This window comes from Streptomyces sp. NPDC093544, assembly GCF_040683495.1.
Taxonomy (GTDB): domain Bacteria; phylum Actinomycetota; class Actinomycetes; order Streptomycetales; family Streptomycetaceae; genus Streptomyces.
Genome location: NZ_JBFBEA010000003.1, coordinates 34896 through 61241 on the forward strand (window position 1 = coordinate 34896; position 26346 = coordinate 61241).

The 26346-nt window shown below is 69.6% G+C and carries 24 protein-coding genes; 6 read left to right on the plus strand and 18 right to left on the minus strand.

Annotated features, from left to right (window positions below):
• Nucleotides 1-168: 168 nt before the first annotated feature.
• Genes AB0N66_RS04490 through AB0N66_RS04500 form a run of 3 tightly spaced genes read left to right on the plus strand, consistent with a single transcriptional unit; the run spans nucleotide 169 to nucleotide 2144 of the window.
• Nucleotides 169-699 carry a hypothetical protein gene (locus AB0N66_RS04490; RefSeq protein ID WP_365428573.1) on the plus strand — a complete coding sequence of 177 codons (531 nt, stop codon included), beginning with the start codon at nucleotides 169-171 and terminating at the stop codon, nucleotides 697-699.
• Complete coding sequence (locus tag AB0N66_RS04495) at nucleotides 696-1187, plus strand: ferritin-like domain-containing protein (RefSeq protein WP_365428576.1); 492 nt, start codon at nucleotides 696-698, stop codon at nucleotides 1185-1187. The genes AB0N66_RS04490 and AB0N66_RS04495 overlap by 4 nt, the downstream gene beginning before the upstream one ends.
• A 27-nt stretch (nucleotides 1188-1214) precedes the next feature.
• A complete protein-coding gene (locus tag AB0N66_RS04500; RefSeq protein WP_365428579.1) occupies nucleotides 1215-2144 on the plus strand; it encodes an aminoglycoside phosphotransferase family protein in 930 nt (309 codons plus the stop codon).
• Nucleotides 2145-2167: 23 nt separating this feature from the next.
• On the opposite strand, the gene AB0N66_RS04505 is transcribed toward AB0N66_RS04500, so the two are convergent.
• The 4 genes from AB0N66_RS04505 to AB0N66_RS04520 are packed head-to-tail and all read right to left on the minus strand — an operon-like array spanning nucleotide 2168 to nucleotide 5361.
• Nucleotides 2168-2383 (minus strand): ferredoxin, encoded by a 216-nt coding sequence (locus tag AB0N66_RS04505; RefSeq protein ID WP_365428582.1) that lies wholly within the window; start codon nucleotides 2381-2383, stop codon nucleotides 2168-2170.
• A gap of 1 nt (nucleotide 2384) precedes the next feature.
• Nucleotides 2385-3602 carry an NADH-ubiquinone oxidoreductase-F iron-sulfur binding region domain-containing protein gene (locus tag AB0N66_RS04510; RefSeq protein ID WP_365428585.1) on the minus strand — a complete coding sequence of 406 codons (1218 nt, stop codon included), beginning with the start codon at nucleotides 3600-3602 and terminating at the stop codon, nucleotides 2385-2387.
• Nucleotides 3599-4243 carry a ferric reductase-like transmembrane domain-containing protein gene (locus tag AB0N66_RS04515; protein ID WP_365428588.1) on the minus strand — a complete coding sequence of 215 codons (645 nt, stop codon included), beginning with the start codon at nucleotides 4241-4243 and terminating at the stop codon, nucleotides 3599-3601. Before AB0N66_RS04515 ends, AB0N66_RS04510 begins: the two co-directional genes overlap by 4 nt.
• Nucleotides 4240-5361 carry an FAD:protein FMN transferase gene (locus AB0N66_RS04520; RefSeq protein ID WP_365428591.1) on the minus strand — a complete coding sequence of 374 codons (1122 nt, stop codon included), beginning with the start codon at nucleotides 5359-5361 and terminating at the stop codon, nucleotides 4240-4242. The genes AB0N66_RS04515 and AB0N66_RS04520 overlap by 4 nt, the downstream gene beginning before the upstream one ends.
• 12 nt (nucleotides 5362-5373) lie before the next feature.
• On the opposite strand from AB0N66_RS04520, the gene AB0N66_RS04525 reads away from it, so the two are divergent.
• Complete coding sequence (locus tag AB0N66_RS04525) at nucleotides 5374-5760, plus strand: hypothetical protein (RefSeq protein WP_365428593.1); 387 nt, start codon at nucleotides 5374-5376, stop codon at nucleotides 5758-5760.
• 83 nt (nucleotides 5761-5843) lie between these two features.
• Here AB0N66_RS04525 and AB0N66_RS04530 read toward each other — a convergent pair whose 3' ends face one another.
• The 12 genes from AB0N66_RS04530 to dxr all read right to left on the minus strand — a co-directional run bounded on the left by AB0N66_RS04530 (nucleotide 5844) and on the right by dxr (nucleotide 19369).
• Nucleotides 5844-7535 carry a proline--tRNA ligase gene (locus tag AB0N66_RS04530; protein WP_365428596.1) on the minus strand — a complete coding sequence of 564 codons (1692 nt, stop codon included), beginning with the start codon at nucleotides 7533-7535 and terminating at the stop codon, nucleotides 5844-5846.
• 81 nt (nucleotides 7536-7616) lie between these two features.
• Complete coding sequence (locus AB0N66_RS04535; RefSeq protein WP_365428598.1) at nucleotides 7617-8165, minus strand: GNAT family N-acetyltransferase; 549 nt, start codon at nucleotides 8163-8165, stop codon at nucleotides 7617-7619.
• Nucleotides 8166-8500: 335 nt separating this feature from the next.
• The gene (locus AB0N66_RS04540; protein ID WP_365428601.1) at nucleotides 8501-9277 is read right to left on the minus strand and encodes an ATP-binding cassette domain-containing protein; all 777 of its coding nucleotides are present in this window, start codon (nucleotides 9275-9277) and stop codon (nucleotides 8501-8503) included.
• Nucleotides 9274-10077 carry an ABC transporter ATP-binding protein gene (locus tag AB0N66_RS04545; RefSeq protein WP_365428603.1) on the minus strand — a complete coding sequence of 268 codons (804 nt, stop codon included), beginning with the start codon at nucleotides 10075-10077 and terminating at the stop codon, nucleotides 9274-9276. Before AB0N66_RS04545 ends, AB0N66_RS04540 begins: the two co-directional genes overlap by 4 nt.
• Nucleotides 10074-10898, minus strand: coding sequence for an ABC transporter permease (locus tag AB0N66_RS04550; protein ID WP_365428606.1), 825 nt, complete (start codon nucleotides 10896-10898; stop codon nucleotides 10074-10076). The genes AB0N66_RS04545 and AB0N66_RS04550 overlap by 4 nt, the downstream gene beginning before the upstream one ends.
• Nucleotides 10895-11863: an ABC transporter permease gene (locus AB0N66_RS04555; RefSeq protein WP_365428608.1), complete on the minus strand. Its 969-nt coding sequence runs from the start codon at nucleotides 11861-11863 to the stop codon at nucleotides 10895-10897. Before AB0N66_RS04555 ends, AB0N66_RS04550 begins: the two co-directional genes overlap by 4 nt.
• 11 nt (nucleotides 11864-11874) lie before the next feature.
• On the minus strand, nucleotides 11875-13395 hold the full coding sequence (locus AB0N66_RS04560) for an ABC transporter substrate-binding protein (protein ID WP_365428611.1): 1521 nt from the start codon (nucleotides 13393-13395) through the stop codon (nucleotides 11875-11877).
• A gap of 54 nt (nucleotides 13396-13449) precedes the next feature.
• A complete protein-coding gene (locus AB0N66_RS04565; protein WP_365428614.1) occupies nucleotides 13450-14169 on the minus strand; it encodes a DUF1684 domain-containing protein in 720 nt (239 codons plus the stop codon).
• 160 nt (nucleotides 14170-14329) lie between these two features.
• Nucleotides 14330-15178 carry a GNAT family N-acetyltransferase gene (locus tag AB0N66_RS04570; RefSeq protein WP_365428617.1) on the minus strand — a complete coding sequence of 283 codons (849 nt, stop codon included), beginning with the start codon at nucleotides 15176-15178 and terminating at the stop codon, nucleotides 14330-14332.
• Between the two features lie 247 nt (nucleotides 15179-15425).
• Complete coding sequence (gene ispG, locus AB0N66_RS04575; protein WP_365428619.1) at nucleotides 15426-16583, minus strand: flavodoxin-dependent (E)-4-hydroxy-3-methylbut-2-enyl-diphosphate synthase; 1158 nt, start codon at nucleotides 16581-16583, stop codon at nucleotides 15426-15428.
• Between the two features lie 210 nt (nucleotides 16584-16793).
• Nucleotides 16794-18098, minus strand: a complete 1305-nt coding sequence (locus tag AB0N66_RS04580) for a site-2 protease family protein (RefSeq protein WP_365428622.1) — start codon at nucleotides 18096-18098, stop codon at nucleotides 16794-16796.
• Nucleotides 18095-19369 carry a 1-deoxy-D-xylulose-5-phosphate reductoisomerase gene (dxr, locus tag AB0N66_RS04585; protein ID WP_365428625.1) on the minus strand — a complete coding sequence of 425 codons (1275 nt, stop codon included), beginning with the start codon at nucleotides 19367-19369 and terminating at the stop codon, nucleotides 18095-18097. The genes AB0N66_RS04580 and dxr overlap by 4 nt, the downstream gene beginning before the upstream one ends.
• A 188-nt stretch (nucleotides 19370-19557) precedes the next feature.
• Between dxr and AB0N66_RS04590 the strand changes: the two genes are divergently transcribed.
• Nucleotides 19558-20007 (plus strand): lamin tail domain-containing protein, encoded by a 450-nt coding sequence (locus AB0N66_RS04590; RefSeq protein ID WP_365428628.1) that lies wholly within the window; start codon nucleotides 19558-19560, stop codon nucleotides 20005-20007.
• A 7-nt stretch (nucleotides 20008-20014) separates the two neighbouring features.
• On the opposite strand, the gene secA is transcribed toward AB0N66_RS04590, so the two are convergent.
• Nucleotides 20015-22753 (minus strand): preprotein translocase subunit SecA, encoded by a 2739-nt coding sequence (gene secA / locus AB0N66_RS04595; protein WP_365428631.1) that lies wholly within the window; start codon nucleotides 22751-22753, stop codon nucleotides 20015-20017.
• Between the two features lie 168 nt (nucleotides 22754-22921).
• Nucleotides 22922-24853 (minus strand): acyl-CoA dehydrogenase family protein, encoded by a 1932-nt coding sequence (locus AB0N66_RS04600; RefSeq protein ID WP_365428634.1) that lies wholly within the window; start codon nucleotides 24851-24853, stop codon nucleotides 22922-22924.
• A 382-nt stretch (nucleotides 24854-25235) separates the two neighbouring features.
• Here AB0N66_RS04600 and AB0N66_RS04605 point away from each other — a divergent pair, with 382 nt between their 5' ends.
• On the plus strand, nucleotides 25236-26249 hold the full coding sequence (locus AB0N66_RS04605) for a LacI family DNA-binding transcriptional regulator (protein ID WP_365428637.1): 1014 nt from the start codon (nucleotides 25236-25238) through the stop codon (nucleotides 26247-26249).
• The last annotated feature ends 97 nt before the right edge of the window (nucleotides 26250-26346 follow it).

Genomic DNA, 26346 nt, shown 5'->3' on the forward strand with positions numbered 1-26346 from the left:
GACGGCACTCCCCAGGACACAGGAAGGGGCAGGGGCGACAGGAGCGAAAGGAACCGGCCGGATCAGCAGCCCACGAGAGCCGCTGGCGAGCGATCGGCCGGGGCGCGGGTACCGTGATCACGGGCGTGCAGCCCTTCCTTTCGTACGAGCCTGTCGAGGACGTCTCCCGTGCCGTTCACCCTGCCGTCGCGCACCCCCGCGGGCCCGCGCCGAAGGACCCTGCTCGCGTCGGCCGCGGGCGCCTTCGCGCTCGCGGGTTGTTCCGCCCCCGAGTCGTCCACCGACGCCACCGGCGGGAGCCCCTCGGCCGCCGACCGGGCACGCGCGCGTGCGGCTCGCGACAGCCAGGTGCTCGCGGAGCGGTACGCGACCGTGATCACCGCGCACCCGTCACTGGCGGACCGTCTGCGCCCGCTGCGGGCGGAGGTCGTACGGCACGCGGCGGCGTTCGACACGGGGGAGCCCGCGTCGGCATCGGCCTCGGCCTCGCCTTCCACCTCGGTCTCCCCCAGTGCCTCCCCCGCCGCACCGGCTGACGAAAAGGGTGCCCTCGCCGACCTCGCGACGGCCGAGCGCACCTTGGCCGACCAGCGCACGAAGGCCCTGCTGGACGTCCCGGGAGAGCTGGCCCGACTGCTGGCCTCGGTCGCGGCGGCCGGGGCGGCGCACGCGTATCTGCTGACGGAGGGGACGAAATGAGCGGCACCAAGGACAGCGAGCGAGCCAAGGCAGCCAAGGCAGCAGCGCTGAAGGCCCTGCAGGCCGCGCTGGGCGCCGAGCATGCCGTCGTCTACGGGTACGGCGTGGTCGGCGGCAAGATCGACGAAGCGCGCAGGACCGAGGCCCGGTCGGGCTACGACGCCCACCGGGCGCGGCGGGACGAGCTGACGCGGGCGGTGCGGGACCTGGGCGGGAAGCCCGAGGCCGCGGCGGCCGCGTACGCGCTGCCGTTCCAGGTGAAGGACTCCGGCGCGGCCGTGCGACTCGCCGCCGAACTCGAGGATCGGGTGGCCGGGGTGTACTCCGATCTCGTACGGGCCTCCACGGGCGACCAGCGGCGCACGGCCGCCGATGCGTTGCGCGAGGCGGCGGTACGGGCGGTGCGGTGGCGCGGCGAGAGCGTAGCCTTCCCTGGGCTCGCCGAGCGGGCGGCCACCCCGTCGACGTCGGCGCCCTCACCGACATAACGCCACCTGGAAGGGAACCACTCGCGCATGGCTTTCGAACCGCCGCAGCGCCTCGTACGAGCGCTCGGCGAGACGCAGCGCAACGGAGCCGACGGCGCCGAGGGGACCGGTGGGGCCTGCGACTGGCTGGACAAGCTGCCTGTGCTGGCTCAACACGCAGTTGATCTACGCGAGTTGACCGTGGAACGGGTGCAGGCGCCCGGCGGACGCAGCAGTCTGGTGGTCCTGGTGCGGCAGGCCGACGGTACGCCGACCGTGCTGAAGCTGGCGCCCGAGCGGGCCCGTCCGGAGAGCGAGCGGGCCGCGCTCGCCCACTGGGGCGGCCGGGGCGCGGTGCAGCTCCTCAACCCCGGTGACGCGCAAGGCGTTCTGCTGCTGGAGCGGTTGCATCCCGACCTGTCCGTGCGCTCGCTGCCGGAGGCGAAGGCCCTGCTGGAGGCGGCCGGGACGCTACGGCGGCTGTGGGTCGAGCCGCCCGCCGGGCAGCTCTTCGAGACCGTCGCCGAGCGGACCGGGCGGCAGGCCGAGGCGATGCGGGCGTCGGCGAGTGGAGACGCGGAGGTCGTGGCCCTGGTGGACGCGGCGCTCGCGGCCCGTGAGGAGCTTCTCGCGGGACCGCCCGAGGAGCGGTTGCTGCACGGCACCTTCCGGCAGAGCAAGGTGCTCGCCGGTGAGCGCATGCCGTGGCTGGCCGTGGGTCCCGACCCGGTGGTCGGCGAGTGCGCCTTCGATCTGGCCCGGCTGGTCCGCGACCGGGTGGAGGACCTGATCGCGTCGCCTTCAGGGTCGACGACCACGCGTCGGCGGGTGAAGCGGCTCGCCGAGTCACTGGACCTGGATCAGGAGCGGCTGCGGGGCTGGACCCTGTTCCGGGCGGTGGAGTCGGGGGTACGGGCTCGGCGGGTCGGGCGGGCGCAGGACGCGGAGCTGCTGCTGGAGTTCGCGGGCTGGCTCTGACTGCATGGCGGTGCCTTGTGGCTCTAACTCCCTTGGGCCGGTGTGAGTTTGATCGCGAGGACCGGGCAGTCGGCCGCGGCTCTTCTGGCGCGTTTCAGGGCCCTTCGAGGGAGCGGGCCCGGAGGGAACAGGGGGTAGCCCCACTCGTCGAGCGTGATGTGTTCGGGGAGCAGTTCCGCACAGAGGCCATGGCCCTGGCAGGCGGTCCAGTCGACGCCGAGTTCCGTGTCGGCTTCCATGTCAGCTCCGGTTCTCGGGGACGCGCAGCAGCGGGCGGCGGTCGGACGCCGTGCAGCGGCCCTTGGCGTGGGCGTCGAGTTCGGCGGCGAAGGTGGTGAACGCGCTGCGGACCAGGCGGACGGTGCCGTCGGGGTGGTGGCAGGCGCCGCGGCCCTCGACGAGTCCGGCCCAGCGGGCGATGTCCTGCCGGCTGGTGCCCTGCGGGCCGGGTGCGGCCAGGGTCTGGAACGCGGCGGCGATACGAGGCAGGCCGTTGAGGCAGGGCCCGCACTGGCCTGCCGATTCCATGGCGAGGTAGCGCAGCACGTGGGCCGTGTCGGCGAGGCCGCAGCGGTCGGCGGGCAGCGCGATGAGGACGCCCGCTCCGAGACCGTCGGCGGTCAGGGTGCGCGTCGCGGCCTCGGCGGCCGTGAGCCAGGTGCCGTGGTAGCCGCCGGTCAGCACCGCGCCGACGCCGTCCAGCGGGAGCAGCCGGTGCAGCGGCATCCCGAACGGCGCCTCCACGACGCGTACTTCCCGGCCCGGCGCGTACACCGTGCACAGGGCGCTGCCCGGCTCGGTCGGTGTGCCCGCCGAGCGGAACCAGTCGGCGCCGTAGCGGGCGATCAGGGCGAGGTGCGCGAGCGTCTCGACGTTCTGGACGAGGGTCGGGGCCCGGCGCACGCCCCGCTCGCGGACCGGGGGGTGCTGGTCGCGGGGCAGGGCGGCCTGCCCGGAGATGTACTGGGCGAGGGCTGATGACTGGCCGGAGAGGAAGCGCTTCGGGACTCGTACGACGCGCACGGGCAGCGGGTCGTGGCGCTCGGCGAGTGCCCTCTCCAGGGGGGTCGCGCCGTCCGCGACGGCGAGGTACGCCTCCCCCGCGCCGATCGCCTCGGCCGCCAACTGGAGCCCGTCCAGGACGATATGGGGCGACAGCCGCAGCAGCGTCTTGTCCTTGTGGCTGGCGGGCTCGCCCTCCGCGCCGTTCGCCACGACGACCGGGACGCGGCCCGTGCGGCGACCAGCGTCGGCGACGGCGACCACTTTGCGGTACGTGGGGAAGGCGGCGCCGCCACGGCCGGTGAGGCCGGACTCGGCGAGTGCTCGCAGCAGGTGCGCCGGGTTGCCGTATGCCACGGGGCCGTAGCGCTGCTGGTGGGTGAGGTAGCCGGCCGGGTTGCCGCCGGGGGCGAGCAGACGCGGTGGCATGTAGATGTCCGTGAAGGTCATGGTCATGAGCGAGTTCCCGCCCTCGTGCGGAGTTCGGCTGTGCGGAGTTCGGCTGCACGGGCTTCGGCCGTGTGGACTTCCGCCGTGTGCAGGAGGGCCGACGGGGTGCGCCTCGACTCGCGGGCCGCGTGGGCCACGCGGATACCGAAGGCCGTGAGTGCGGCGGCTATGCAGGAGATCGTCAGCCACAGCATCCAGGAGGCGCCGGTGTCCGTGCCGATGCCGATGCCGTGGATCAGGGCGATCGGCCAGGAGGCGTACGCCAGCCAGTGGACGGCGCGCCAGGTGCGCAGGCCGATCCGCTCCCGCAGCAGGCTGGTCACCAGTACCGCGAGCGTCAGGTCCAGGGCTACCGTGCCCAGGCCCAGCCAGAGGGGCTGGTAGTCGGAGGCGAAGGGGACGAGGACGTCGAGGACGGTGATGTTGACGTAGCCGTCGACGACGGCGGCTGTGATGTGCAGGGCGAGGAAGGCGATCGCGGAGAGGGAGAGGGTGCGGTGGAGGGAGACCGTCCCGAACCTCGGGAGTCCGGGGAGGCGGGTTCGTAGCCGTACGGCTACGCCGAGCAGGACCACGACCGTGAACAGGACCAGGCAGATCGCGCCTGTGGCTCGGTTGGCGTACCAGAGGATCGGGGAGTCGGTCATGCGGCGGCCTCGGTGGTGGCTGAGGTCGGGGCGTTTTCGCCCCCTCCGCCCCTACCCGTCCCGTACCTGGGGGCTGCCACCCCCAGACCCCCGCCATCGGCCTGAACGGCCTCGTCCTCAAACGCCGGACGGGCTGGAAGATCCCCCGCACCGGCCGGAGTTGAAGAGCGCAGCCCCAACGGGTGGGCTGGAGACGGCGACGTCGGCCAGCCCGGTGTCGTGACCACCGTGCCGTCGTTCGCCACCAGCCTTGCCGGTAGGCCCAGCCGTGTCAGCCAGCGCTCCGCTCCCGCGCCCTTCACCAGGGCCGCGGTGCTCGCCGCGTTGGCGTCCGCGCAGGTCGCTGCCGCTACGGAGACCGTGCGCCAGGGGGTCTGGGCGGGCAGGCCGGTGTGTGGGTCGAGGATGTGGTGGAGGTTGTGGGCTCCTCGGCGCCAGCGGCGGACGGTGGTACCGGAAGTGGCGAGGCCGCCGCTGCGGATGCCGATCGTGGCGTACGAGCCGTTCGCGGGGATCTCGTCCACGGCACCGGTGGCGTCCTGGACGCGGACGCGCCAGCCGCCGTGCGGTGGTTCGCCCGCGACGGCCGTGTCGCCGCCCAGGCTGACCAGGACTCCGCAGCCCGCCGCCTCGGCGAGCATCGTCGCCGCCTTGTCGGCGGCCCAGGCCTTGGCGGTGGCGCCCAGGTCGAGGCGGACCCCGGCCGGGACGGTGACCGTGCAGGTCGCGCGGTCCAGCTTCACCAGGCGCCGGCCGGGGACCGGGCGCACGGTGAGCCGCACGGGGCGGCCGTTCTCCTGGAGCAGCTGGAAGTCGCGGTCGTAGCCGAGGGCGTTCATCGCCGAGCCGACCGTCGGGTCGACGGCTCCGTCGGTGGCTTCCGCGGCGCGCAGCGCGACGGCCAGGGCCTCCGCGAGCAGCGGGCTAACCTTGACCGGGCGGCCCTCGGCGCCGTCGAGCGCGGCCAGTTCCGAGTCCTGGCGGAAACGGCTGCACGTGGCGTCGACCTCGGCGAGATGCCGGGCGAGCAGCAGGTTGCAGGAGTCCAGCAGCGCCGGGTCGGTGGTGATCAGGCGGACGCTCGTGCCGAGGGCACGCCAGTCGGCGGCGGCGGTCATGACGCCCCCGAGGTGGAGTCGGCCGCCCCGCCGCTGCCGGCGGACGTGGGGTTGTCGGACGGCGACTGGAGGGTCGAGTCCGAGGAGGACGAGGAAGAGGACGACGACGAGTCCGACGGAGACGTGGACGACGAGTCCGAGGACGAACTCGTCGAGTTCGACGAGGAGTCCGTGGTGCCGCTCGCCGCCGTGCTCGCCTCCGCCTGCATCGTGCCGATCAGGGCGAACATCCCGGCTGCCGCCGCCAGTGTCACCGCCGCCGCCACTGCCGCCGTACGCCGTGTCCCTCTGCGGACCGCCGCGGCGGCCCCCCACTCGCTGCCTGTCATTGGCTGCTCCCCTCCGAATGACGTTCTGTCACGTCATACGGTCGGGGAGCAGCCTGAGAGAAGCCTGTGAGGCGACCATAGGGTCGAGAAGAAGTCTCTGAGAGACGTCTTTAATTTCAGACTTCAAGCAATCGAGGAGCAAGCAATCGCGAGCTACGCCGTCAGGCGGGCGATCGCCTCGTCGACAGTCAGCTCCTCGCGCTCGCCGGTGCGGCGGTCCTTGAGTTCCACGACGCCCTCGGCCGAGCGCCGCCCGGCGACCAGGATCTGCGGTACACCGATGAGTTCGGCGTCCGTGAACTTCACGCCCGGGGAGACACCGGCCCGGTCGTCGACCAGGACACGGACACCCGCGGCGCCGAGCTTCTCGGAGACTTCGAGGGCCAGTTCGGTCTGGAGCGCCTTGCCCGCCGCGACGACGTGCACGTCGGCCGGGGCGATCTCCTTGGGCCAGCACAGCCCCTGGTCGTCCGCCGACTGCTCGGCCAGGGCCGCGACAGCGCGGGAGACGCCGATGCCGTACGAGCCCATGGTCACGCGGACGGGCTTGCCCTGCTGGCCGAGGACGTCGAGCTGGAAGGTGTCGGCGTACTTGCGGCCGAGCTGGAAGATGTGGCCGATCTCGATGGCACGGTCCAGCTTGAGGCCGGTGCCGCAGGACGGGCAGGGGTCGCCCTCCTCGACCACGACGACGTCGAGGTAGTCGTCGACCTCGAAGTCGCGGCCGGCGACGACGTTCTTCGCGTGGGTGTCGACCTTGTTCGCGCCGGTGATCCAGGCGGTGCCGGGGGCGATGCGCGGGTCGGCGATGTAGCGGACCTTCTCCAGACCCTGCGGGCCCACATAGCCCCGTACGAGATCCTCGCGGCCCTCGAAGTCCTCGGCCGTCACCAGTTCCACGACGGCGGGCGCGAGGTGCTCGCCCAGCTTGCCGAGGTCGACCTCGCGGTTGCCGGGGACGCCGACGGCGACGATCTCGCCGTCGACCTTGACCAGGAGGTTCTTGAGGGTCGCGGAGGCGGGGACGCCGAGGTGCTCGGCGAGGGTCTCGATGGTCGGGGTGTCGGGGGTGTCCAGCTCCTCGACCGGGCCGTGCTCGCCGGTCACGGGCGCCAGCGCGAAGGTGACCGCCTCGGTGTTGGCCGCGTAGTCGCAGGCCGGGCAGTCCGCGAAGGTGTCCTCGCCGGCGGCGGCGGGCGCGAGGAACTCCTCCGAGGCCGAGCCGCCCATCGCTCCCGAGACGGCGGACACGATGCGGTAGTCGAGGCCCAGGCGCTCGAAGATCTTCTGGTACGCGGCGCGGTGGAGGGCGTACGACTCCGCGAGGCCCTCGTCCGTGGTGTCGAAGGAGTACGAGTCCTTCATCTGGAACTCGCGGCCGCGCAGCACGCCGGAGCGCGGGCGAGCCTCGTCCCGGTACTTCGTCTGGATCTGGTAGAGCATGATCGGCAGGTCCTTGTACGAGGACGCCTGGTCCTTCACCAGGAGGGTGAAGATCTCCTCGTGGGTCGGACCGAGCAGATACTCCGCGCCCTTGCGGTCCTTGAGCCGGAAGAGCAGGTCGCCGTACTCCTCCCAGCGGCCGGAGGCCTCGTACGGCTCCTTGGGCAGCAGGGCGGGGAGGAGGACCTCCTGCGCGCCGATGGCGTCCATCTCCTCCCGCACGACCCGGGAGACGTTGTCGAGGACCTTCTTGCCCAGCGGCAGCCAGGACCAGATGCCCGCGGAGGTACGGCGCACATAGCCGGCGCGGACCAGCAGCTTGTGACTGAGCGTCTCCGCGTCCGCCGGGTCGTCACGCAGTGTCTTGACCATCAAACGGGACATGCGCTGGACCTGGGCCATGATTGTTGACTCCTGCTGCTCAAGGGTGATGGCAAGGAGGTTAGCCGGGGGCCCGCCGTCCCCGGAAATCCGTTTGTCCCGTCAGCGGCGCCGCAGCGGCAGCGGGGCGCCCATCACCGCGTACGGCTTCGGCGCGCTGGGGAACAGAACCTGCCTGGCCAGGTCCTCGTATCCCAGTGAGCGGTAGAGGCCGCGGGCCGGGCTGTCCGTGTCGATGGCGGAGAGGATCGAGCGGGGTTCGGCGGCGGCGTCCGTGATGGTGGTGATCAGTGCGCGGCCGACACCGCGGTTCTGGTAGTGCGGGTGCACATGCAGTTCGGTGATCACGAAGGAGTCGTCGAGCCAGCCGTCTTGGCCCTGGCCCCGCAGATACGGCTCTACGACGGTGGACCACCAGTGCGTACGGTCGTTCGGCATGCCGTAGACGAAGCCGACGAGCCGTCCGTCCACCGTGGTGGCGCCGAGCGCGCGGGCCCCCGGATAGCTCAGGTGCCGCAGCACGATCTGGCGTCGTACGGCGATCTCGTCGGCGCCGAGTCCGAAGGCCAGGGCCTGGACGGCGAGCGCCTCGTCCACACGGTTCGCGAGGTCGAGGGGGCCGAGGGTGACGTCGTCCGTTGGGTGCGGCATGCCGGGAGACTACCTCGGGGCGCGGGCCTGCCGAGTTGGCACCCGGCGCCAGGGTCTTTCGGGCTGCGTCGGGGTCGGCGCCGGCCGTTGTCGAGGCCTGCCGGGGTCGCCGTCCGGCGCACTGTTATGCCACATCGGAGCACTATTACGCCACGCCGGAGCACTGTTACACCGCACCGGGGGCTGTGCCCACCCTCCCCCAAGCCTTCGGCTGCGCCCGAACAGGGGAGGGCACCCCATCGGTCTGCGGAACACCCACCCACAGCGGCGGGCGGTCCAAGGGCGGCATACCAAGAGACGTCTGCCCACAGCCGTGGCTCACAAGCGGAACGGCATCAATCGGCCACCGGCAGCCGCGGCACGCTCGACAGCAGTCGGCGCGTGTACCCGTGCTGCGGCGCACCCAGTACCGAACGCGTCGTCCCCGACTCCACCACCCGCCCGCGTTCCAGCACCGCGGTGCGCTCACACAGTGCCGCCACCACCGACAGGTCGTGCGAGACCATCACGACCGTCAGGCCCGCCGACTCCTTCAGCTCGGCCAGCAGGTCGACCACCTTCACTCGTGTGGTGACGTCGAGCGCCGACACCGGTTCGTCGGCGAGGAGCACCCTCGGGTCGCACACCGTGGCCCGCGCGATGGCGATGCGCTGGCGCTGGCCGCCCGAGAACTCGTGCGGGTAGCGGTCCTTCGTGTCCGCCGGCAGTCCCACCCGTTCGAGCGCCTCGGCGACGAGCCGGTCGGCCTCCGCGCCCGACGCGACCCCGAGCGAGCGCAGCGGCTCGGCCACGATGCGCCGCACCCGTTGCCGCGGGTCCAACGACGCGTACGGATCCTGGAAAACGCATTGCACGCTCCGCCGGAACCGCTTCATCTGCTCACGGTCGCGCAGCTTCAGCTGGTCCCCGTCGAAGCGCACCGCCCCGGACGTGGGCCGGGCGAGCCCGAGCAGCACTCGCAGGAGCGTCGTCTTGCCGGCTCCCGACTCCCCGACGAGCGCGAGGCTCTGTCCGATCTCGACGGCGAGGGAGATGTCCGAGACGACGGGCGACGCACCGCTTCCGCGGTAGGCGTAGGACACCGCGTCCAGCTCGAGGACAGGGGTCGTCATCGCGGGCCTCCCAGGTCGAGCGCCGATTCCAGTCGGCGTGCGCTGTTCACCAGCGTCTTCGTGTACGCCTCGCGCGGCGCGCGCACGACGTCGCCCACGTCTCCGGACTCCACCGCACGCCCGTCCTTCATCACGAGAACCCGGTCCGTCACCCGGGCCACCACCGCCAGGTCGTGGCTGACGAACAGGACGGCCATGTCCCGCTCGCGGACCAGCGCGTCGATCAGGTCGAGCATCTCCGACTGGACCGTGACGTCGAGCGCCGTGGTCGGCTCATCGGCGATGAGCAGCGCCGGGTCGCAGGCGAGCGCCATGGCGAGGGCGACGCGCTGGCGCTGCCCGCCGGAGATCTCGTGCGGAAAGGCACGGGCGATGCGGGCCGACTCCGGCAGCCGCACCTGTTCGAGGGCCGCGGTCACCGCGCGACGCAGTTCGGCGCCCTTCAACCCGCGCCGTCTGCGCAGCGGTTCGGCGATCTGCCGCCCCACCCGCATCAACGGGTCCAGGGCGGTCAGCGGCTCCTGGAAGACGACGGCCGCGCTGCTCCCCCGCACGCCCACGAGCCGCTTCTCGCTCGCGCCGACGATCTGCGTGCCGTCGAGCTCGACGCTGCCGGTGGCGGTCAGTCCGCGGGGCAGCAGACCGAGGACGGCCAGGGTCGTCAGGGACTTGCCCGAGCCCGATTCGCCGATGAGGCCGAGTCGTTCGCCCCGCGCCACGGTGAAACCGAGGTCGGAGACGAGGGCGCGCCCCTCGCTCGTACGGATCGTCAGATCGCGCACCGAAAGCAGCTCGCTCATGCCGTCGCCTTCTCTCGCCGAACCGCCGGATCGAGCGTGTCCCGCAGCCCGTCCGCGATCAGGTTCACGCCGATGACGAGCAGCACCAGCGCGATGCCCGGCGCCAGGGCGCCCGCGGGCGCCGTCGTGAAGGTCGCCTGTGCCTCCTGGAGCATGCGGCCCCATGAGGCGTTCGGGGGCGGCACGCCGAGTCCGAGGTAGGAGAGGCCGGCCTCCGCGAGCACCGCGAGGCCGAACTGGAGAGCCAGGTTCACGACGAGTGTCGGCCAGATGTTGGGCAGGACGTGCCCGACGACGATCCGCGACCAGGACGTGCCCGACGTACGGGACGCCGTGATGTAGTCCTGGGAGAGGACCCGCTTCACCAGGATCCGGGTGAGGCGCGCCACCACCGCGCTCTGCGCCAGGCCGATCGCGAGCACCGCGGAGCCGAGCGTCGCCGAGCGCGCCGCGACGATCAGCATGGCGAGCAGCAGCGTCGGGAACGCGATGAGGATGTCGAGCAGCGCGGAGAGCGTGTCGTCGAACCAGCCCTGCGCGAACGCGGCCAGGATCCCTAGGCAGACGCCGAGGACGGCGGCGATGGCCACCGAGCCGATCCCGGATTCGAGGGCGATCCGCGCTCCGGTCATGAGCTGCGTGAACAGGTCGCGGCCCAGCTTGTCCGTGCCGAGCAGATGCCCGCCGCCGGGCCCTTCGAGCCGTCCACCTGAGGTGTCATCGGAGTCGTACGGCAGCCAGAACAGCGAGATGAGCGCGAGCAGTACGACGAGACCCGCGAGCACGCACCCCGTCCACAACGTCAGTGAGCGGCGCTTCACCGCATCCCACCCCCCGAGAGCCGGCCGCGCAGCCGCGGGTCGATGATCCGCTGCACCAGGTCCGCGGCGAAGCCGATGAGCAGCACGGCGAGCGTCGATACGAACAGGACGCCCTGGATGACGGGGTAGTCGTGTTGCGCGATGCCGGTCGCGAGCATGGAGCCGAGGCCGGGCAGCGCGTACACGGACTCGACGACGACCGCACCGAGCAGTGTCGAGGCGAGTTCGATGCCGAGGATCGAGATCACGGGGACCGACGCGTTGCGCAGTCCGTGCCGCCACATGGCACGGCCGAACGACGAGCCCAACGCCCTTGCCGTACACAGATATTCGCTGTCCAGGACGTCGAGCGTCGCCGACCGTACGTAGCGGATCAGGGACGCGGACATCACGAGCGCCACGGTCAGCACCGGCAGGACCAGGGACCGTACGGCCTCGCCGGGGGCGTCCCAGCCGTCCTGCGGGAAGCCGCCCGAGGGCAGCCAGCCCGCGTTCAGGGCGAAGACGGCGATGAGGATCATTCCGAGCCAGAACACGGGTACGGCGAGGCCCAGTTGGGAGACGCCGCTGAGCAGCGCGCCGTACCAGGTCCGCCTCTTGTACGCGGCCACGAACCCGGCGGGCACGGCGACGAGGACGGCGAGCACGAACGCCGAGAGCGTCAGCGGCAGCGTCACGTTCAGGCGCTGCGACACCTCGGGCCCGACCGGCAGCGAGCTGACGAACGACGTACCGAGGTCGCCGCGCGCCAACTGACCTGTCCAGTGGGCGAACTGCTCGGGCAGCGGCTTGTCGGAGCCGATCGAATGCCTTGCCGCGGCGATCTGGTCCGGCGAGGCGCCCACCGCGGTGAGCGCGTTCGCCGGGTCGCCGGGCAGCATGCGGAGCAGCACGAAGAGCACGATGCTCGCGAGGGCCAAGGAGACGAGGAGGAACACCAGTCTCCGCAGGATGTACCGAACCATGGGCGGCCGCGTCAGCCGTTCTTCTTGATGTCGTACGCGAAGAACTGCGAGTTCAGGCCGTTGAGCGGGTAGCCCGACAGCTTGCTGTTCGCGACGACGATCTGCGGATACAGGTACAGCCAGTCGCTCGCCGCGTCCTCGGCCGTCTTGACGTTGACCTTCTTGAGCAGCTCGGTCTGCCGCTCGGTCGTCGATGCCTCCTCGGACTGCTTGACCCACTCGGTGACCTGCTTGTTGTCGTAGCCCCAGTAGAAGTCGGGGTTGCCGTACCAGACCAGGTCGCGGTCGTTGACGTGCTCCTGGAGCGTGGCCGTGAAGTCGTGGTTCTGGTAGACCTTCGTGTACCACTCGTCGGGCGTGATCGTGTTGATCTTGACGGTGATGCCGACCTTGGCGAGCTCCGACTTGATGAAGGTGGCGGCGGTGGGGTGCGGGTCGTAGTTCGGGGTGTCGAGCGTGAAGCTGAACCCGTTCTCGTAACCGGCCTCCTTCAGAAGCTCCTTGGCCTTGTCGACGTCGTACGCGTTGACGGCGGTCAGGTCCTCGTACCAGGGGTCGGTGGGCGGCACCATCGACCCGATCTCCTTGCCGTAGCCGCCCCACACGGATTCAAGGAGCTTCTTGTCGTCGATGGCGGACGACACCGCCTGACGGACCTTGACGTTCGTGAACGGCGCGGCCTTGTCGTTGAAGGCGAGCAGCAGCTTGGTCGTCGAATTGCCGTCGTTGACCTTGTAGTTGGAGTTGCTCTTGAACTGGTCGAGGGCATCCGGCGACTGCTCGCTGGTCACGATGTCGACGGCGTTCGTCAGGAGCGCGTTGTTGAGCGCGGTCGCGTCCTTGAAGTAGTGGTAGACGACCTGCTTGTTCGTGGCGGCGGTACCCCAGTAGCCGGCGAACCGGTCGAGGCTGAGCGCGGAACCGTGCGTCCACTTGTCCAGCTGGTACGGCCCGGTGCCGTCCTCGGTCGTCTTCAGGTTCTTGGCAGCGGAGTTGATGATCCAGACGTACGAGAGGTTGTAGACGAAGGAGATCGACTTCTGTGACAGCGTGACCCGCACGGTCTTCGCGTCGGGCGTGGCGATGTCCTTGATGACCTCGAGGTTGCTCTTGCGCGCGGACTGCGAGTCCTTCGCGATGACCTTCTCCAGGCTGTACTTCACGTCCTGGCTGGTGAGCGTCTTGCCGCTGTGGAACTTCACGCCGTCGCGCAGGATGAAGGTGTAGGTGAGCCCGTCGCCGCTGACCTTGTAGTCCTGCGCGAGCAGCTTCTCGACCTTGCCGTCGTCGGTGAGCTTGAACAGGCCCTCGTAGACATTGCCGTTGAGGGCCTCGGTGACGCCCTGGCCGCCGCCCGCGGTGTTGTCGAGGTTCTGCGGCTCGTACTGCGAGCCGATGTTGACCGTGGCATTCTTGTCGTAACCACCGCTGCTTGAACCGGAGTTGCTGTTCGAGCCGCCGCATGCGGCGAGGGTCACGGCGAGGGCGATGGTGAGCACGCCGGCGGACAGGGACTTCTTGCGGATCTTCATGAAGCTGCCTTTGTACGGGTGAGTCATGCGGTACGAGGACTGCGGCGAGGTCGATCAGTGGGTGTCGGCGAAGCCGTCGCGGAAGACCGGGAGCTTCTCGCCGGCCGCTACGGGCAGGTGGAAGCGGTTCTGCCGCGGCGGCATCGGACAGTTGTACTGATCGGAGTAGCCGCAGGGCGGCACGAAGGCACGGTTGAAGTCCAGCCGCACGCGCCCCTCGCCGATGTGCTCGACGAAGAGGAACCGGCCCGCGCCGTACGTGGTGTCCCCGTTGGTGGGGTCGCCGAAGACCAGCAGCAGAGTGCCGTCGTCGTCGAACGCGGAGAGCGTGTACGCGGTGCCGTCCACGGTGAGGGCGATGTCACCGGGGACGACGAGGTCGCGGGTGCCGCCGTTGTCGCGGAGGTGCTCGAAGGCGACGCGGCGCCCGTCCTCGACCGGGGTGTAGGTGGCCTCAAGGACCCAGGCCGGGTCGTACGGGAAGACGTCCGTGCGCTCGAAGTGGGCGATGGCCGGGGACTCGGCGTCCCAGAAACGCAGGCCGTGCTCGGGCTCGCCGCTCACCGTGTCGGTGCGCCGGACGGTGCTGACGGTCACGGAGTCGGGCTGCCCCGAGCGGGCGGCGTCGAGGTCGGGCAGCTCACCGGCGGGCAGCCAGCGGGTCTCGACGAGAGCGAGGTTCCCGGTGGGGGCGGTGACGGAGCGGTGGCGATCGTCGCGCCAAGCCTCCCAGGCCTGGGACGGCTCGGCGGGAGCACGGGCGATCAGGGACATGGGACCACTCATTCGCGTAGGGACTCGTCAGCTGTCGCGCTGCGAGAGTCCTACGCTGCGTGAAGCTTAAACCAAAGCATTTCCTTTATGGTTCATAAGGCTCACTAATGTCAATCGATGTCAGAGATGTGAGACACGCCCCACAGGGGTGGTCCGGGTCTCAGAACAGCACGCTCATGAACGCGCCGACTTCCTGGAAACCCACGCGCCGGTAGGCGGCACGGGCCGCCGTGTTGAAGTCGTTCACGTACAGGCTGACGACCGGGGCGACGTCCGCGAGGGCGTAGCGCAGGACCGCTGCCATCCCCGGGGCCGCGAGTCCCTGTCCCCGGTATTCGGGGGCGACCCAGACTCCCTGGATCTGGCAGGCCTGTGTCGTGGCGGCGCCGATCTCGGCCTTGAAGACGACCTTGCCGTGTCGGTCGAGGCGGGCGAACGAGCGGCCGGAGCCGACGAGTTCGGCCACGCGGGCCTGGTAGAGCAGCCCGCCGTCACCGGCGAGCGGCGAGACGCCGACCTCCTCGGTGAACATCGCCACGCACGCCGGCATGATCGTCTCCATCTCGTCCTTGCGGATGCGGCGGACGTACGGATCCGGGGCGATGTCGGCGGGGAGCCGGTCGGTGACCATCAGGGGCTGGTTCGTGCGGACGTCGCGGGCGGGGCCCCAGTTCGGTTCGAGCAGTCGCCACAGCTGGGCGGTGGCCTCGGCGGGGCCGACGATCGAGGAGCAGCGGCGGCCGGCCCTGCGGGCGCGGTCCGCGAAGCCGCGGATGGCTCGGGGGGTCGCGCAGATCGGCACCAGGTTGGCGCCCGCGTAGCAGAGGGAGCGCAGCATGCCGTCCTCGTACCAGCCCCACATCTCGCCGCCGAGGCGCCAGGGGTCGAGGCCGGCGACCTGGACCCTGGATGCGACGAAAGCGTTCGTGACCGGCTCGCGGTCGAGGACGGCGAGCGCGGCGTCCAGGTCACTCGGTTCGAGGACCCTGGTGGTGGTTTGCGTCAACACGTGCGGGGGCCTCACCATACGGATCTGCTGATCTCCGCACTGTACCTGCCACGGTTGTGGCGCGCCGCCCCGTTGGGGTGGGGAGGTTATTTCGCCCCCTCCGCCCCTTACCGTCCCGTATCTGGGGGCTGCGCCCCCAGACCCCCGCTGTCGGCCTGAACGGCCTCGTCCTCAAACGCCTGACAGGCTGAGACGAGGCGTAGCCCCGGAAGTACGGGACGGGTAGGGGCTGCGGGGGCGAAGAAAATCAGCCCGCCACCGACACCGACGGCTCGCCCGAGGCGATACCGTCCGCCTCCATCTGCTCCGCGATCTTCAGCGCTTCCTCGATGAGCGTCTCCACGATCTTCGACTCGGGGACGGTCTTGATGACCTCGCCCTTGACGAAGATCTGCCCCTTGCCGTTGCCGGAGGCGACGCCGAGGTCGGCCTCGCGGGCCTCACCCGGGCCGTTGACGACGCAGCCCATGACGGCGACGCGCAGCGGGACCTCCATGCCGTCGAGGCCGGCGGAGACTTCCTCGGCCAGCTTGTAGACGTCGACCTGCGCACGCCCGCAGGACGGGCAGGAGACGATCTCCAGGCGCCGCTGCTTGAGGTTCAGCGACTCCAGGATCTGCATGCCGACCTTGATCTCCTCGACGGGCGGAGCCGACAGGGAGACGCGGATCGTGTCGCCGATGCCCTCGCTCAGCAGCGCGCCGAAGGCCACCGCCGACTTGATCGTGCCCTGGAAGGCCGGACCGGCTTCCGTGACACCGAGGTGGAGGGGGTAGTCACAGGCGGCCGAGAGCTGGCGGTAGGCGTTGACCATGACCACCGGGTCGTTGTGCTTGACCGAGATCTTGATGTCCCGGAAGTCGTGCTCCTCGAAGAGGGACGCCTCCCACAGGGCGGACTCGACGAGCGCCTCGGGCGTCGCCTTTCCGTACTTCTGGAGGAGCCGCTTGTCCAGCGAGCCCGCGTTGACGCCGATCCGGATCGGGGTGCCGGTGTCTTTGGCGGCCCGCGCGATCTCCTTGACCTGGTCGTCGAACTGCTTGATGTTGCCCGGGTTCACGCGCACGGCCGCACAGCCTGCGTTGATCGCCGCGAAGACGTACTTCGGCTGGAAGTGGATGTCCGCGATGACGGGGATCTGGGACTTCTTTGCGATGACCGCGAGGGCGTCGGCGTCGTCCTGGGTCGGGCAGGCGACCCGGACGATCTGGCAGCCGGACGCCGTCAGCTCGGCGATCTGCTGAAGCGTGGCGCCGATGTCCGACGTACGCGTCGTCGTCATCGACTGCACCGAGACGGGTGCGTCTCCGCCCACGGCCACGGTTCCGACCTGGATCTGCCGGGTCTTGCGGCGCTCGGCCAGCTTGGTCGGAACGGACGGCATGCCGAGAGAAATCGCAGTCATCTGCTGTGCAACCCCAAGTTGTGGATCAAGGTCCCGGAATCGTGGGCTCCAGGCTTCGAGATTACGGCACCGGCACGGGCCCGAGCACATCCCGCTCGTAAACGCACTCATTGGTGGGCGGCCGGACACACTCATTGGTGAGCGGCCGGACGCGCTCAACGGCGAGCGGCCGGGCAGTCAGTCTGCCCGGCCGCCGCGAACACTGCCTTGCTAGGAGATTCTCACCGGGTTAACTACGTCGGCGATGAGCACCAGGATCGTGAAGCAGATGAAGACGCTGGCCACCACATAGGCGACGGGCATCAGCTTGGCCACGTCGAAGGGGCCGGGGTCGGGCCGCCGCAGCACCTTCGCCAGGTTCCGGCGCAGCGACTCCCACAGCGCGCCCGCGATGTGCCCGCCGTCGAGCGGCAGCAGCGGAAGCATGTTGAACAGGAACAGCGAGAGGTTGAAGCCGGCCACCAGGAACAGCATCATCGCGACCTGTTGCGACGCCGGGATGTCGAGGGTGAAGACGTCGCCGCCGATGCGGGCGGCGCCGACCACGCCCATCGGGGAGTCGGCCTCGCGCGGGCCGTCGCCGAAGGCCGCGTCCCACAGGGCCGGGACCTTGCTGGGCAGGGCGATCAGCGACTCCACGCCGTTCTGCATCATGTCGCCCATGCGGTCCACGGACTGGCCGAACGACTGCTCGACGATGCCGGTGGCGGGCGTGAAGCCGAGGAAGCCGGCGTACACGTACTTGCCCTCGACGTAGCCGCCGTCGCCGTCGCTCTTGCTGACCTGGTTCTTGATCAGGTGGGCGTTGAGGTCGAGCTGCTGGCCCTTGCGCTCGACGGTGAGCGTGACGTCCTTGCCGGGGTTGGCGCGGATGTCGGACTGGAGTGTCGACCAGTCCGTGATCGCCTTGCCGTTGAACGCGAGGATCTTGTCGCCGCCCTGGAGGCCTGCGGCCTTGGCGGGTGCCGCCTCGTCGCCGGCCGCGCACTTCGTCCGGTTCTCGCTCCCCTGGATGACGCAGTCGGAGACCTTACCGACGGTGGTGGTCTGGGTCTGTATGCCGAACGTCATCATCACGCCGAGGAAGATCGCGACGGCCAGGATGAGGTTCATGAAGGGGCCCGCGAACATGACGATCACGCGCTTCCACGGCTTGCGCGTGTAGAAGAGGCGGGTCTCGTCGCCGGGCTTGAGCTCCTCGAAGGCCGCCGACCTGGCGTCCTCGACCATGCCGCGGAAGGGGGAGGTCGAGCGGGCCTCGATCCTGCCGTCCGGGCCGGGCGGGAACATCCCGATCATGCGGATGTAGCCGCCGAGCGGGACCGCCTTGATGCCGTACTCGGTGTCGCCCTTCTTGCGCGACCAGATGGTCGGGCCGAAGCCGACCATGTACTGGGGCACGCGGACACCGAAGAGCTTGGCCGTCGACAGGTGCCCCAGCTCGTGCCACGCGATCGAGATGAGCAGGCCGACCACGAAGACGACTATGCCGAGGATCATCATCAAGGTCGTCATGCACGAGCCTCCGCGGTTGTCGTCTGCGCTGTCTGTTTCGTCTGTGCCGTCAGTTCGCGGGCCCGGGCACGCGCCCAGGTCTCCGCTTCGAGGACGTCCGCGACGGTCAGGGAAGTTCCCGTAACCGGTGTGCCGTGTTCCTCAACCACTCGGGTCACAGTCTCCATGATTCCGAGAAACGGCAGTGAGCCGTTCAGAAACGCGTCCACGCACTCCTCGTTGGCGGCATTGAACACCGCCGGGGCCGTCCCCGCGAGCTGCCCGACGTGCCGGGCGAGGGCGACCGACGGAAACGCGTCGGTGTCGAGCGGGTAGAACTCCCAGCTCGACGCCTTGGTCCAGTCGAAGGCGGGCGCCGCGTCGGGTACGCGTTCGGGCCAGCCGAGCCCGATGGCGATGGGCCCGCCCATGTCGGGGGGCGTCGCCTGGGCGATCGTGGATCCGTCGGTGAACTCAACCATCGAGTGGACATACGACTGCGGGTGCACGACCACCTCAATCCGTTCGAAGGGAATGTCGTAGAGGAGGTGCGCCTCGATGACTTCGAGCCCCTTGTTGACCAGGGTCGCGGAGTTGATGGTGATGACCGGACCCATGGCCCAGGTGGGGTGCGCGAGAGCGGCCTCGGGGGTGACGTCGGCCAGTTCGGATCTCGTACGTCCCCGGAAGGGGCCCCCGGAAGCGGTCACGACGAGTTTTCGTACGTCCGCCCGGGTGCCCGAGGCGAGGGCCTGGAACAGGGCGGCGTGCTCGGAGTCGACCGGGATGATCTGGCCGGGCTTGGCCAGCGCCTTCACCAGCGGGCCGCCGACGATGAGCGACTCCTTGTTGGCGAGCGCGAGAGTGCGGCCCGCCTCCAGGGCGGCGAGGGTGGGCGCGAGGCCGATGGAGCCGGTGATTCCGTTCAGCACGGTGTGGCAGGCGGAGGCGGCCAGGTGGGTGGCCGCGGCCGACCCGGCGAGGATCTCGGGAAGAGCCTCACCAGGGGCGTACCGCGCCGCGAGGGCCTCCTTCAGCGCCGGTACGACGTCCTCGCGCGCCACGGCGACCGTCTGGACGCGTAGCCGGTGGGCCTGCTCGGCGAGCAGTCCGACCCTTGTGCCGGCGGCGGAGAGCCCGGTGACCCGGAACCGCTCGGGGTTGCGCAGCACGAGGTCGATGGCCTGGGTGCCGATCGAGCCGGTGGAGCCGAGGATCACGACATCCCGGACTCCGTCCACGGGATCGAAGACAAGATGCGGATCAGCGAGGGGCGCTGGACTGTCGCTCATTCCCCCATTGTGGCCGCAATGCGTCGCGGGCAGGACAGCGCGCCCCGCTTCCGGTCCCATTAGCACCTCCGTGCGGCAGAGGAACTGAATTCACCCTTTGTGAAACCAACGTGAAGATCACGTGATAGCACTACATCACCGGATCGGTGGACGACTGACCGGTGGACAACACCCTGGGGGGTTTCTTCATGCGGATACGCGCTGCCCTGCCCGCTCTCGCGGGCGCCGTGGCACTGACGGGCACGTTTCTCAGCACTCCGGCTCATGCGGCCGGCGGTGTGACCATCAACCGGGTCTGGTTCGACAGCCCAGGCTCGGACCGGGGTTCGAACGCGAGTCTCAACGGCGAGTGGGTGCTGCTCAAGAACACCAGTTCCACGGCGATCTCGGTCAAGGGCTGGATCCTGAAGGACATCGCGAACCACAGGTACACCTTCCCCAACATCAAGATCGCGGCGGGCAAGACCGTCAAGGTGCACACCGGCAAGGGCACGGCCACCGCCGCGCACCGGTATCAGAACAGCAGCTGGTACATCTGGAACAACACGAGCGACACCGCCACGCTCACCAAGGCGAACGGCAGCAAGGTCGACTCGTGCTCGTGGACGACGCGGGATCCCAGCGACAAGGCCTGCTGACCCGGCGTCACCGCCTGCGGCGGCGCCTGGACCTCGACTTCGCGGGCCGGGCGCCGCTCCGCGTGGGCGCCTCCTCCGAGAGCTCGGGAGCGGCGTCGGCCGGGGCGAAGGCGCCCTCGACGACTCCCTCCGCCGTGTCCAGCGTGGGCGCGGTGAAGTGAAGTCCGTCGGTCGGCCCACGCCGAGTCTCGGCTGCCGGGGCCGTGGCATCGAGGTTGAACACATAGCCGACGGACTCCTCCTTGATGGCCTCGGTCATCGCGCCGTACATGTCGAAGCCCTCGCGCTCGTACTCGACGATCGGCTCCCGGCCGAGCGTCCAGCGCAGGCCTATGCCGTCGCGGAGGTAGTCCATCTCGTAGAGGTGCTCGCGCCATTTGCGGTCGAGGACGGAGAGGACGACCAGGCGTTCCAGGTCGCGCAGGGCGTCGGCGCCGAGTTCGGCCTCGCGGTCCTCGTGGCGGGCGTGGATGTCCGCCGTCACCGCGTCGAGCAGCTCGCCGGCGGTGAGGCTCGCGCGGTCGCCCGCGGCGTCCTCCAGGTCCTCGATGGTGATCCGCACGGGGTAGAGCTGTCTGAAGGCGCTCCAGAGCCGCTCCAGGTCCCATTCCTCGGCGAAGCCCTCGCTCGTCTCCTGCTCGATGTAGGCCCGGACGGTGTCGTCCATGAAGTGCAGGATCTGTTCACGCAGGTCCTCCCCCGCCAGGACCCGGCGGCGCTCGGCGTAGATGAGGGTGCGCTGCCGGTTGAGGACCTCGTCGAACTTCAGGACGTCCTTGCGGGACTCGAAGTGCTGCTGCTCCAGCTGGGCCTGGGCGGAGGCGATGGCGCGGGTGACCATCTTGTTCTCGATGGGTACGTCGTCGGGGACGTTCGCCATGGACATCACGCGGTCGACCACGTTGGCGCGGAACAGCCGCATCAGGTCGTCCTGGAGCGAGAGGTAGAAGCGGGAGGCTCCCGGGTCGCCCTGGCGGCCCGAGCGGCCGCGCAGCTGGTTGTCGATGCGCCGGGACTCGTGGCGTTCGGTGCCCAGGACGTAGAGGCCGCCCAGCCTCTTGACCTCGTCGTGTTCGGCGGCGGCCGTGGTGGTGATCCGGTCGAGGACTTTCTGTTGGTCCTCGGGAGTCGTGTCCTCGCCGGACTCGGCGCGCGCCATGGCCTCCGGGTTGCCGCCGAGCATGATGTCGGTGCCGCGGCCCGCCATGTTGGTGGCCACGGTGACCGCGCCCCTGCGTCCGGCCTGCGCGACGATCTGGGCCTCGCGCTGGTGGTTCTTGGCGTTGAGGACCTCGTGCCGGATGCCCTCCCTGCGCAGCCGCGCGGACAGCACCTCGGACTTCTCCACGGAGGTGGTGCCCACCAGGACCGGCTGACCGGCCTCGTGCCGCTCGCCGATGTCGGCGAGGATCGCGGCGTACTTCGCCTCCTCGGTGCGGTAGATCTGGTCGGGGTCGTCGACGCGGACCATCGGCCGGTTGGTGGGGATCGGGACGACGTGCAGCTTGTAGATCTGGTGGAACTCGGCGGCCTCGGTCATGGCGGTGCCGGTCATTCCGGCGAGCTTCTCGTACAGGCGGAAGAAGTTCTGCAGGGTGATCGTGGCGAGCGTCTGGTTCTCGTCCTTGATCGTCACGCCTTCCTTGGCCTCGATGGCCTGGTGCAGGCCCTCGTTGTAGCGGCGGCCCGCGAGGATGCGCCCTGTGTGCTCGTCGACGATCAGCACCTCGCCGTCCACCAGGACGTAGTCCTTGTCCTTCTTGAAGTGCTCCTTGGCCTTGAGGGCGTTGCTGAGGTGGCCGATGAGCGGGGTGTGGTCGGACTCGTAGAGGCTCTCGATGCCCAACTGGTCCTGGAGGTACTCCACTCCGCGGTCCAGGATCGACACCGTGCGCTTCTTGGGGTCGTACTCGTAGTCGTACTGGGTCCGCAGTTCGGCGAGGCGGTCCTTGTCCGTCGGCGTGGTGAACTGCTCCTCCTGCACCAGGACGCCCTTCATCCGCAGGGCGAACCTCGCGAAGGACTCGTACCAGTGCGTGGGCTGGTCGGCCGGCCCGGAGATGATCAGCGGGGTGCGTGCCTCGTCGATGAGGATCGAGTCGGCCTCGTCGACGATCGCGAAGTGGTGCCCCCGTTGGACTAGTTCGTCCTGCGACCAGGCCATGTTGTCGCGCAGGTAGTCGAAGCCGAACTCGGTGTTGGTGCCGTACGTGATGTCGCAGGCGTACTGGGCGCGGCGCTCGGCCGGCGTCGACTGCGTCTTGATGACGCCGACGGTCAGACCCAGGAAGCGGTAGGCGCGGCCCATCCACTCGGCGTCGCGCTCGGCCAGGTAGTCGTTGACCGTGACGAGGTGAACTCCCTTGCCGGTCAGGGCGTTCAGGTACACGGGCAGCGTGCCGACGAGGGTCTTTCCCTCGCCGGTCTGCATCTCGGCGATGTTGCCGAGGTGGAGCGCCGCACCGCCCATGATCTGGACGTCGAAGTGGCGCATGCCGAGAGTGCGGCGCGCGGCCTCGCGCATCGCGGCGAAGGCTTCCGGCAACAGGTCGTCGAGGCTCTCGCCTTCGGCGTACCGTTCCTTGAACTCCGGCGTGAGCGACTGGAGTTCCTCGTCGGTCAGCTCCTTGAAGTCCTCCTCCAGGGAGCCCACCTGTTCGGCTGTGCGCTCCAGGCGGCGCAGCATCCGGCCCTCGCCGGCCCGCATGATCCTGCCGGTGATGGCGTCGAGACCCTTGACTGGCATGGGAATTCCCCCACAACTGAACGGCGTCCATGAGCATCCCTGTCCAGCGGTCGGCCCACTGGAGAATGCGGACGCTCGTTCGCCATTCCACTCATTGTTGGCGCACAGCATCGGTGCGGCAAGCGGCGAAATGACGTATGGGGCTGCCGTGTGTTCGTGGGGAAAAGGTCAGCGAATGGGGCGGTGGACGTTTTCCTTCTTACTTGGGCCGGGCGTCGCGTCGGCGATCCAAGGGCCTTCCCCCGAAGGGTCGATGACGCCCTGCTCCAGCCACTCGTACCTGCCCGCCAGGACGTTCTTGACCACCTTGCGGTCGAGGTCGTCGGTGTTGGTCCACAGCCGGCCGAAGAGTTCATCGACGCGGATGCGGGACTGGCGGCAGAAGGCGTCGGCGAGTTGGTAGGCCTCGCGGCCGTGCTCCTCGGTGGTGCGCAGGAGTTCGGCGCGTACACAGGCCGCGCTCATCGCGAAGAGTTCGGCGCCGATGTCGACGATCCGGCCCAGGAAGCCCTGCTTGGTCTCCATACGGCCCTGCCAGCGGGACATGGCGTAGAAGGTGGAGCGGGCGAGTTTGCGGGCGCTGCGTTCGACGAAGCGGAGATGCGGGGAGAGGTCGATGTCCTGGTTGAACTCGGCGTACGCGCGAGGGAGTTGGCCCTGGCCCGCGACCAGCTTCGGCAGCCACTTGGCGTAGAAGACACCGGCGTTCGCGCCCGCCTTCGCCTTGTCCGAGAAGGACTTGTCGGGGTCGATGAGGTCACCGGCGACCGAGAGATGGGCGTCCACGGCCTCGCGGGCGATCAGCAGGTGCATGATCTCCGTCGAGCCCTCGAAGATGCGGTTGATACGGAGGTCGCGCAGGACCTGCTCGGCCGGTACCGCCCGCTCCCCGCGCGCCGCCAGCGACTCCGCTGTCTCGAAGCCGCGGCCGCCGCGGATCTGGACCAGTTCGTCGGCCATCAGGCAGGCCATCTCGGAGCCGTACAGCTTGGCGAGGGCGGCCTCGATGCGGATGTCGTTGCGGTCCTCGTCGGCCATCTGGGAGGACAGGTCGAGGACGGCCTCCAGTGCGAACGTCGTCGCCGCGATGAAGGAGATCTTCGCGCCGACCGCCTCGTGGAAGGCGACCGGCTTTCCCCACTGTTCGCGCGCCGCCGACCACTCGCGGGCGATCTTCAGACACCACTTGCCCGCGCCCACGCACATCGCGGGGAGCGAGAGCCGGCCGGTGTTCAGGGTGGTCAGGGCGATCTTCAGGCCCGAGCCCTCCGGGCCGATCCGGTTCGCGGCGGGCACCCGGACCTGGTGGAAGCGCGTGACGCCGTTCTCCAGGCCGCGCAGGCCCATGAAGGCGTTGCGGTTCTCGACGGTGATGCCCTCCGAGTCCGCCTCGACGACGAACGCCGTGATGCCGCCCTTGTGGCCCTCCGACTTCGGCACGCGTGCCATCACGACGAGGAGGTCGGCGACGACGCCGTTGGTCGTCCAGAGCTTCACGCCGTCCAGGAGGTAGTCGTCGCCGTCCGGCACGGCGCTCGTCGCGAGGCGGGCGGGGTCGGAACCCACGTCCGGCTCGGTCAGCAGGAACGCCGAGATGTCGGTGCGGGCGCAGCGCGGCAGGAAGGTGTCCTTCTGCTCCTGGGTGCCGAAGAGCTTCAGCGGCTGCGGTACGCCGATCGACTGGTGCGCGGAGAGCAGCGCGCCGAGCGCCGGGTTCGCCGAGCCGACCAGGGCGAGCGACTTGTTGTAGTAGACCTGGGTGAGGCCCAGACCGCCGTACTTCGTGTCGATCTTCATACCGAAGGCGCCGAGTTCCTTGAGGCCATTGATGACCTCGTCGGGGATCAGTGCCTCGCGCTCGATGAGCGCCGGGTCGATCTTCGTCTCGCAGAAGTCGCGCAACTTGGCGAGGAACTCCTCGCCGCGCCGCGCGTCCTCGTCGGCCGGCAGCGGATGCGGGTGGATCAGGTCGAGCCGGAAGCGGCCGAGGAACAGCTCCTTGGCGAAGCTCGGCCTGCGCCAGTCCTGTTCGCGCGCCGCCTCGGCGACCTGCCGGGCCTCACGTTCGGTGACGGTGGGCTGGTGGGGTGTTGCGGTCATGAGGGTCACCTCGCCGCGCATCGGGAACAGGGGTTCGTGCACCGGTCTCGTACTCTCCGGTACCCCGATCTTGCGCGCCCATTTCACCGATCTTGGGGCGCACGTTACTGATCGGTTCTACTCGATCGTATTTACCTGATTCCGGGTGACCCCACCAGTCCTCGCGCAGCGTTCGGCCCAACGCGCTCGCGGTGGTATCGCATTGGGGATCCTCACCGGGGGCGGACGGACGGTTGGATCAAGTGCGGCACCGAAAATGCGTCGAAGCGCTTCGATAATCCATGGACACCCACCATCCATCGGGCTACTGTCGATCTACCCTCACACGCCGTTGTCCGCAACGCGTACTGTCGAAGCGCTTCACACAAACTTGGAGAGCTGGATGGTCACCCTCGCCGAGGTCGCCCGGCACGCCGGAGTCTCGGCGAGCACGGTGAGCTATGTCCTCAGCGGCAAGCGGTCCATCTCCCTGGGCACTCGGCAACGGGTCGAGCAGAGCATCCAGGAGCTGGGCTACCACCCGAACGCGGGAGCCCGCGCCCTGGCGAGCAGCCGGTCCAACATCATCGCGCTGATGATCCCGCTCCGCAGGGACATGTACGTGCCGGTGATGATGGAGATCGCCATCGCGGTGGCGACCAACGCCCGCACCCACGGGTACGACGTCCTGCTGCTCACCGGCGAGGAGGGTCCCGACGCGGTACGCCGGGTCACCGGCAGCGGGCTCGCCGACGCGATGATCCTGATGAACGTCGAACTCGACGACGAGCGGATGCCGTTGCTGCGCGAGACGGACCAGCCCTCCGTACTCATCGGACTCCCCGCCGACACCTCCGGACTGACCTGCGTCGACCTCGACTTCGGCGCGACGGGCGCGCTGTGTGCCGAACACCTGGCGATCCTCGGCCACCGTGACATCGCCGTCATCGGCGAGGCGCCCGCCGTCTACGAACGGCACACGGGGTTCGCCGAGCGCACGCTCGACGGACTTCGGTCCCGGTCGAGGGAGTTGGGCCTGCGCGTACTGCACCGCCCCTGCGAGGGCGGCTACGACGCGATGTCCCTGACCCTCGCCCGGATCTTCGACGAGCGCCCGGGCACCACCGGCTTCGTCGTACAGAACGAGTCCGCGGTCGAGCCGCTGCTCGCGCTGCTGCGCCGGCAGGGCCGCGCCGTCCCCGAGGATGTGTCGGTGATCGCGATCTGCCCGGACCAGGTCGCCACCCAGGCCTCGGTACGGCTGACCTCGGTCGCCATCCCCGCGCAGGAGTTGGGTCGGCACGCCGTGGAACATCTGGTCGCCAAGCTCGACGGACGCGGCAAGGACGAAGTCGTGCTGATCACACCGGAGTTGACGGTACGGGCGAGCACAGGGCCGGCGCCGAGCGCGGGCTGAGCCCAGTTACCCCGCAGCATCGACACCTTCCGTCCGGGTCGCGCATGCGGGCTTCTCCTGCTGAGGGTCGGAGCAGGCCGACACAGCAGGGCCCGGC

What these genes read in the sequence shown, in the direction of transcription:
- AB0N66_RS04505 (WP_365428582.1), bottom strand. Translation starts at nt 2,383, where the DNA reads ATGGAAGCCGACACGGAACTCGGCGTCGACTGGACCGCCTGCCAGGGC.
- AB0N66_RS04560 (WP_365428611.1), bottom strand. Translation starts at nt 13,395, where the DNA reads ATGAAGATCCGCAAGAAGTCCCTGTCCGCCGGCGTGCTCACCATCGCC.
- AB0N66_RS04530 (WP_365428596.1), bottom strand. Translation starts at nt 7,535, where the DNA reads ATGGCCCAGGTCCAGCGCATGTCCCGTTTGATGGTCAAGACACTGCGT.
- AB0N66_RS04605 (WP_365428637.1), top strand. Translation starts at nt 25,236, where the DNA reads ATGGTCACCCTCGCCGAGGTCGCCCGGCACGCCGGAGTCTCGGCGAGC.
- secA (WP_365428631.1), bottom strand. Translation starts at nt 22,753, where the DNA reads ATGCCAGTCAAGGGTCTCGACGCCATCACCGGCAGGATCATGCGGGCC.
- AB0N66_RS04510 (WP_365428585.1), bottom strand. Translation starts at nt 3,602, where the DNA reads ATGACCATGACCTTCACGGACATCTACATGCCACCGCGTCTGCTCGCC.
- ispG (WP_365428619.1), bottom strand. Translation starts at nt 16,583, where the DNA reads ATGACTGCGATTTCTCTCGGCATGCCGTCCGTTCCGACCAAGCTGGCC.
- AB0N66_RS04555 (WP_365428608.1), bottom strand. Translation starts at nt 11,863, where the DNA reads ATGGTTCGGTACATCCTGCGGAGACTGGTGTTCCTCCTCGTCTCCTTG.
- AB0N66_RS04540 (WP_365428601.1), bottom strand. Translation starts at nt 9,277, where the DNA reads ATGACGACCCCTGTCCTCGAGCTGGACGCGGTGTCCTACGCCTACCGC.
- AB0N66_RS04515 (WP_365428588.1), bottom strand. Translation starts at nt 4,243, where the DNA reads ATGACCGACTCCCCGATCCTCTGGTACGCCAACCGAGCCACAGGCGCG.
- dxr (WP_365428625.1), bottom strand. Translation starts at nt 19,369, where the DNA reads ATGAGCGACAGTCCAGCGCCCCTCGCTGATCCGCATCTTGTCTTCGAT.
- AB0N66_RS04545 (WP_365428603.1), bottom strand. Translation starts at nt 10,077, where the DNA reads ATGAGCGAGCTGCTTTCGGTGCGCGATCTGACGATCCGTACGAGCGAG.
- AB0N66_RS04495 (WP_365428576.1), top strand. Translation starts at nt 696, where the DNA reads ATGAGCGGCACCAAGGACAGCGAGCGAGCCAAGGCAGCCAAGGCAGCA.
- AB0N66_RS04535 (WP_365428598.1), bottom strand. Translation starts at nt 8,165, where the DNA reads ATGCCGCACCCAACGGACGACGTCACCCTCGGCCCCCTCGACCTCGCG.
- AB0N66_RS04500 (WP_365428579.1), top strand. Translation starts at nt 1,215, where the DNA reads ATGGCTTTCGAACCGCCGCAGCGCCTCGTACGAGCGCTCGGCGAGACG.
- AB0N66_RS04590 (WP_365428628.1), top strand. Translation starts at nt 19,558, where the DNA reads ATGCGGATACGCGCTGCCCTGCCCGCTCTCGCGGGCGCCGTGGCACTG.
- AB0N66_RS04520 (WP_365428591.1), bottom strand. Translation starts at nt 5,361, where the DNA reads ATGACCGCCGCCGCCGACTGGCGTGCCCTCGGCACGAGCGTCCGCCTG.
- AB0N66_RS04565 (WP_365428614.1), bottom strand. Translation starts at nt 14,169, where the DNA reads ATGTCCCTGATCGCCCGTGCTCCCGCCGAGCCGTCCCAGGCCTGGGAG.
- AB0N66_RS04600 (WP_365428634.1), bottom strand. Translation starts at nt 24,853, where the DNA reads ATGACCGCAACACCCCACCAGCCCACCGTCACCGAACGTGAGGCCCGG.
- AB0N66_RS04580 (WP_365428622.1), bottom strand. Translation starts at nt 18,098, where the DNA reads ATGACGACCTTGATGATGATCCTCGGCATAGTCGTCTTCGTGGTCGGC.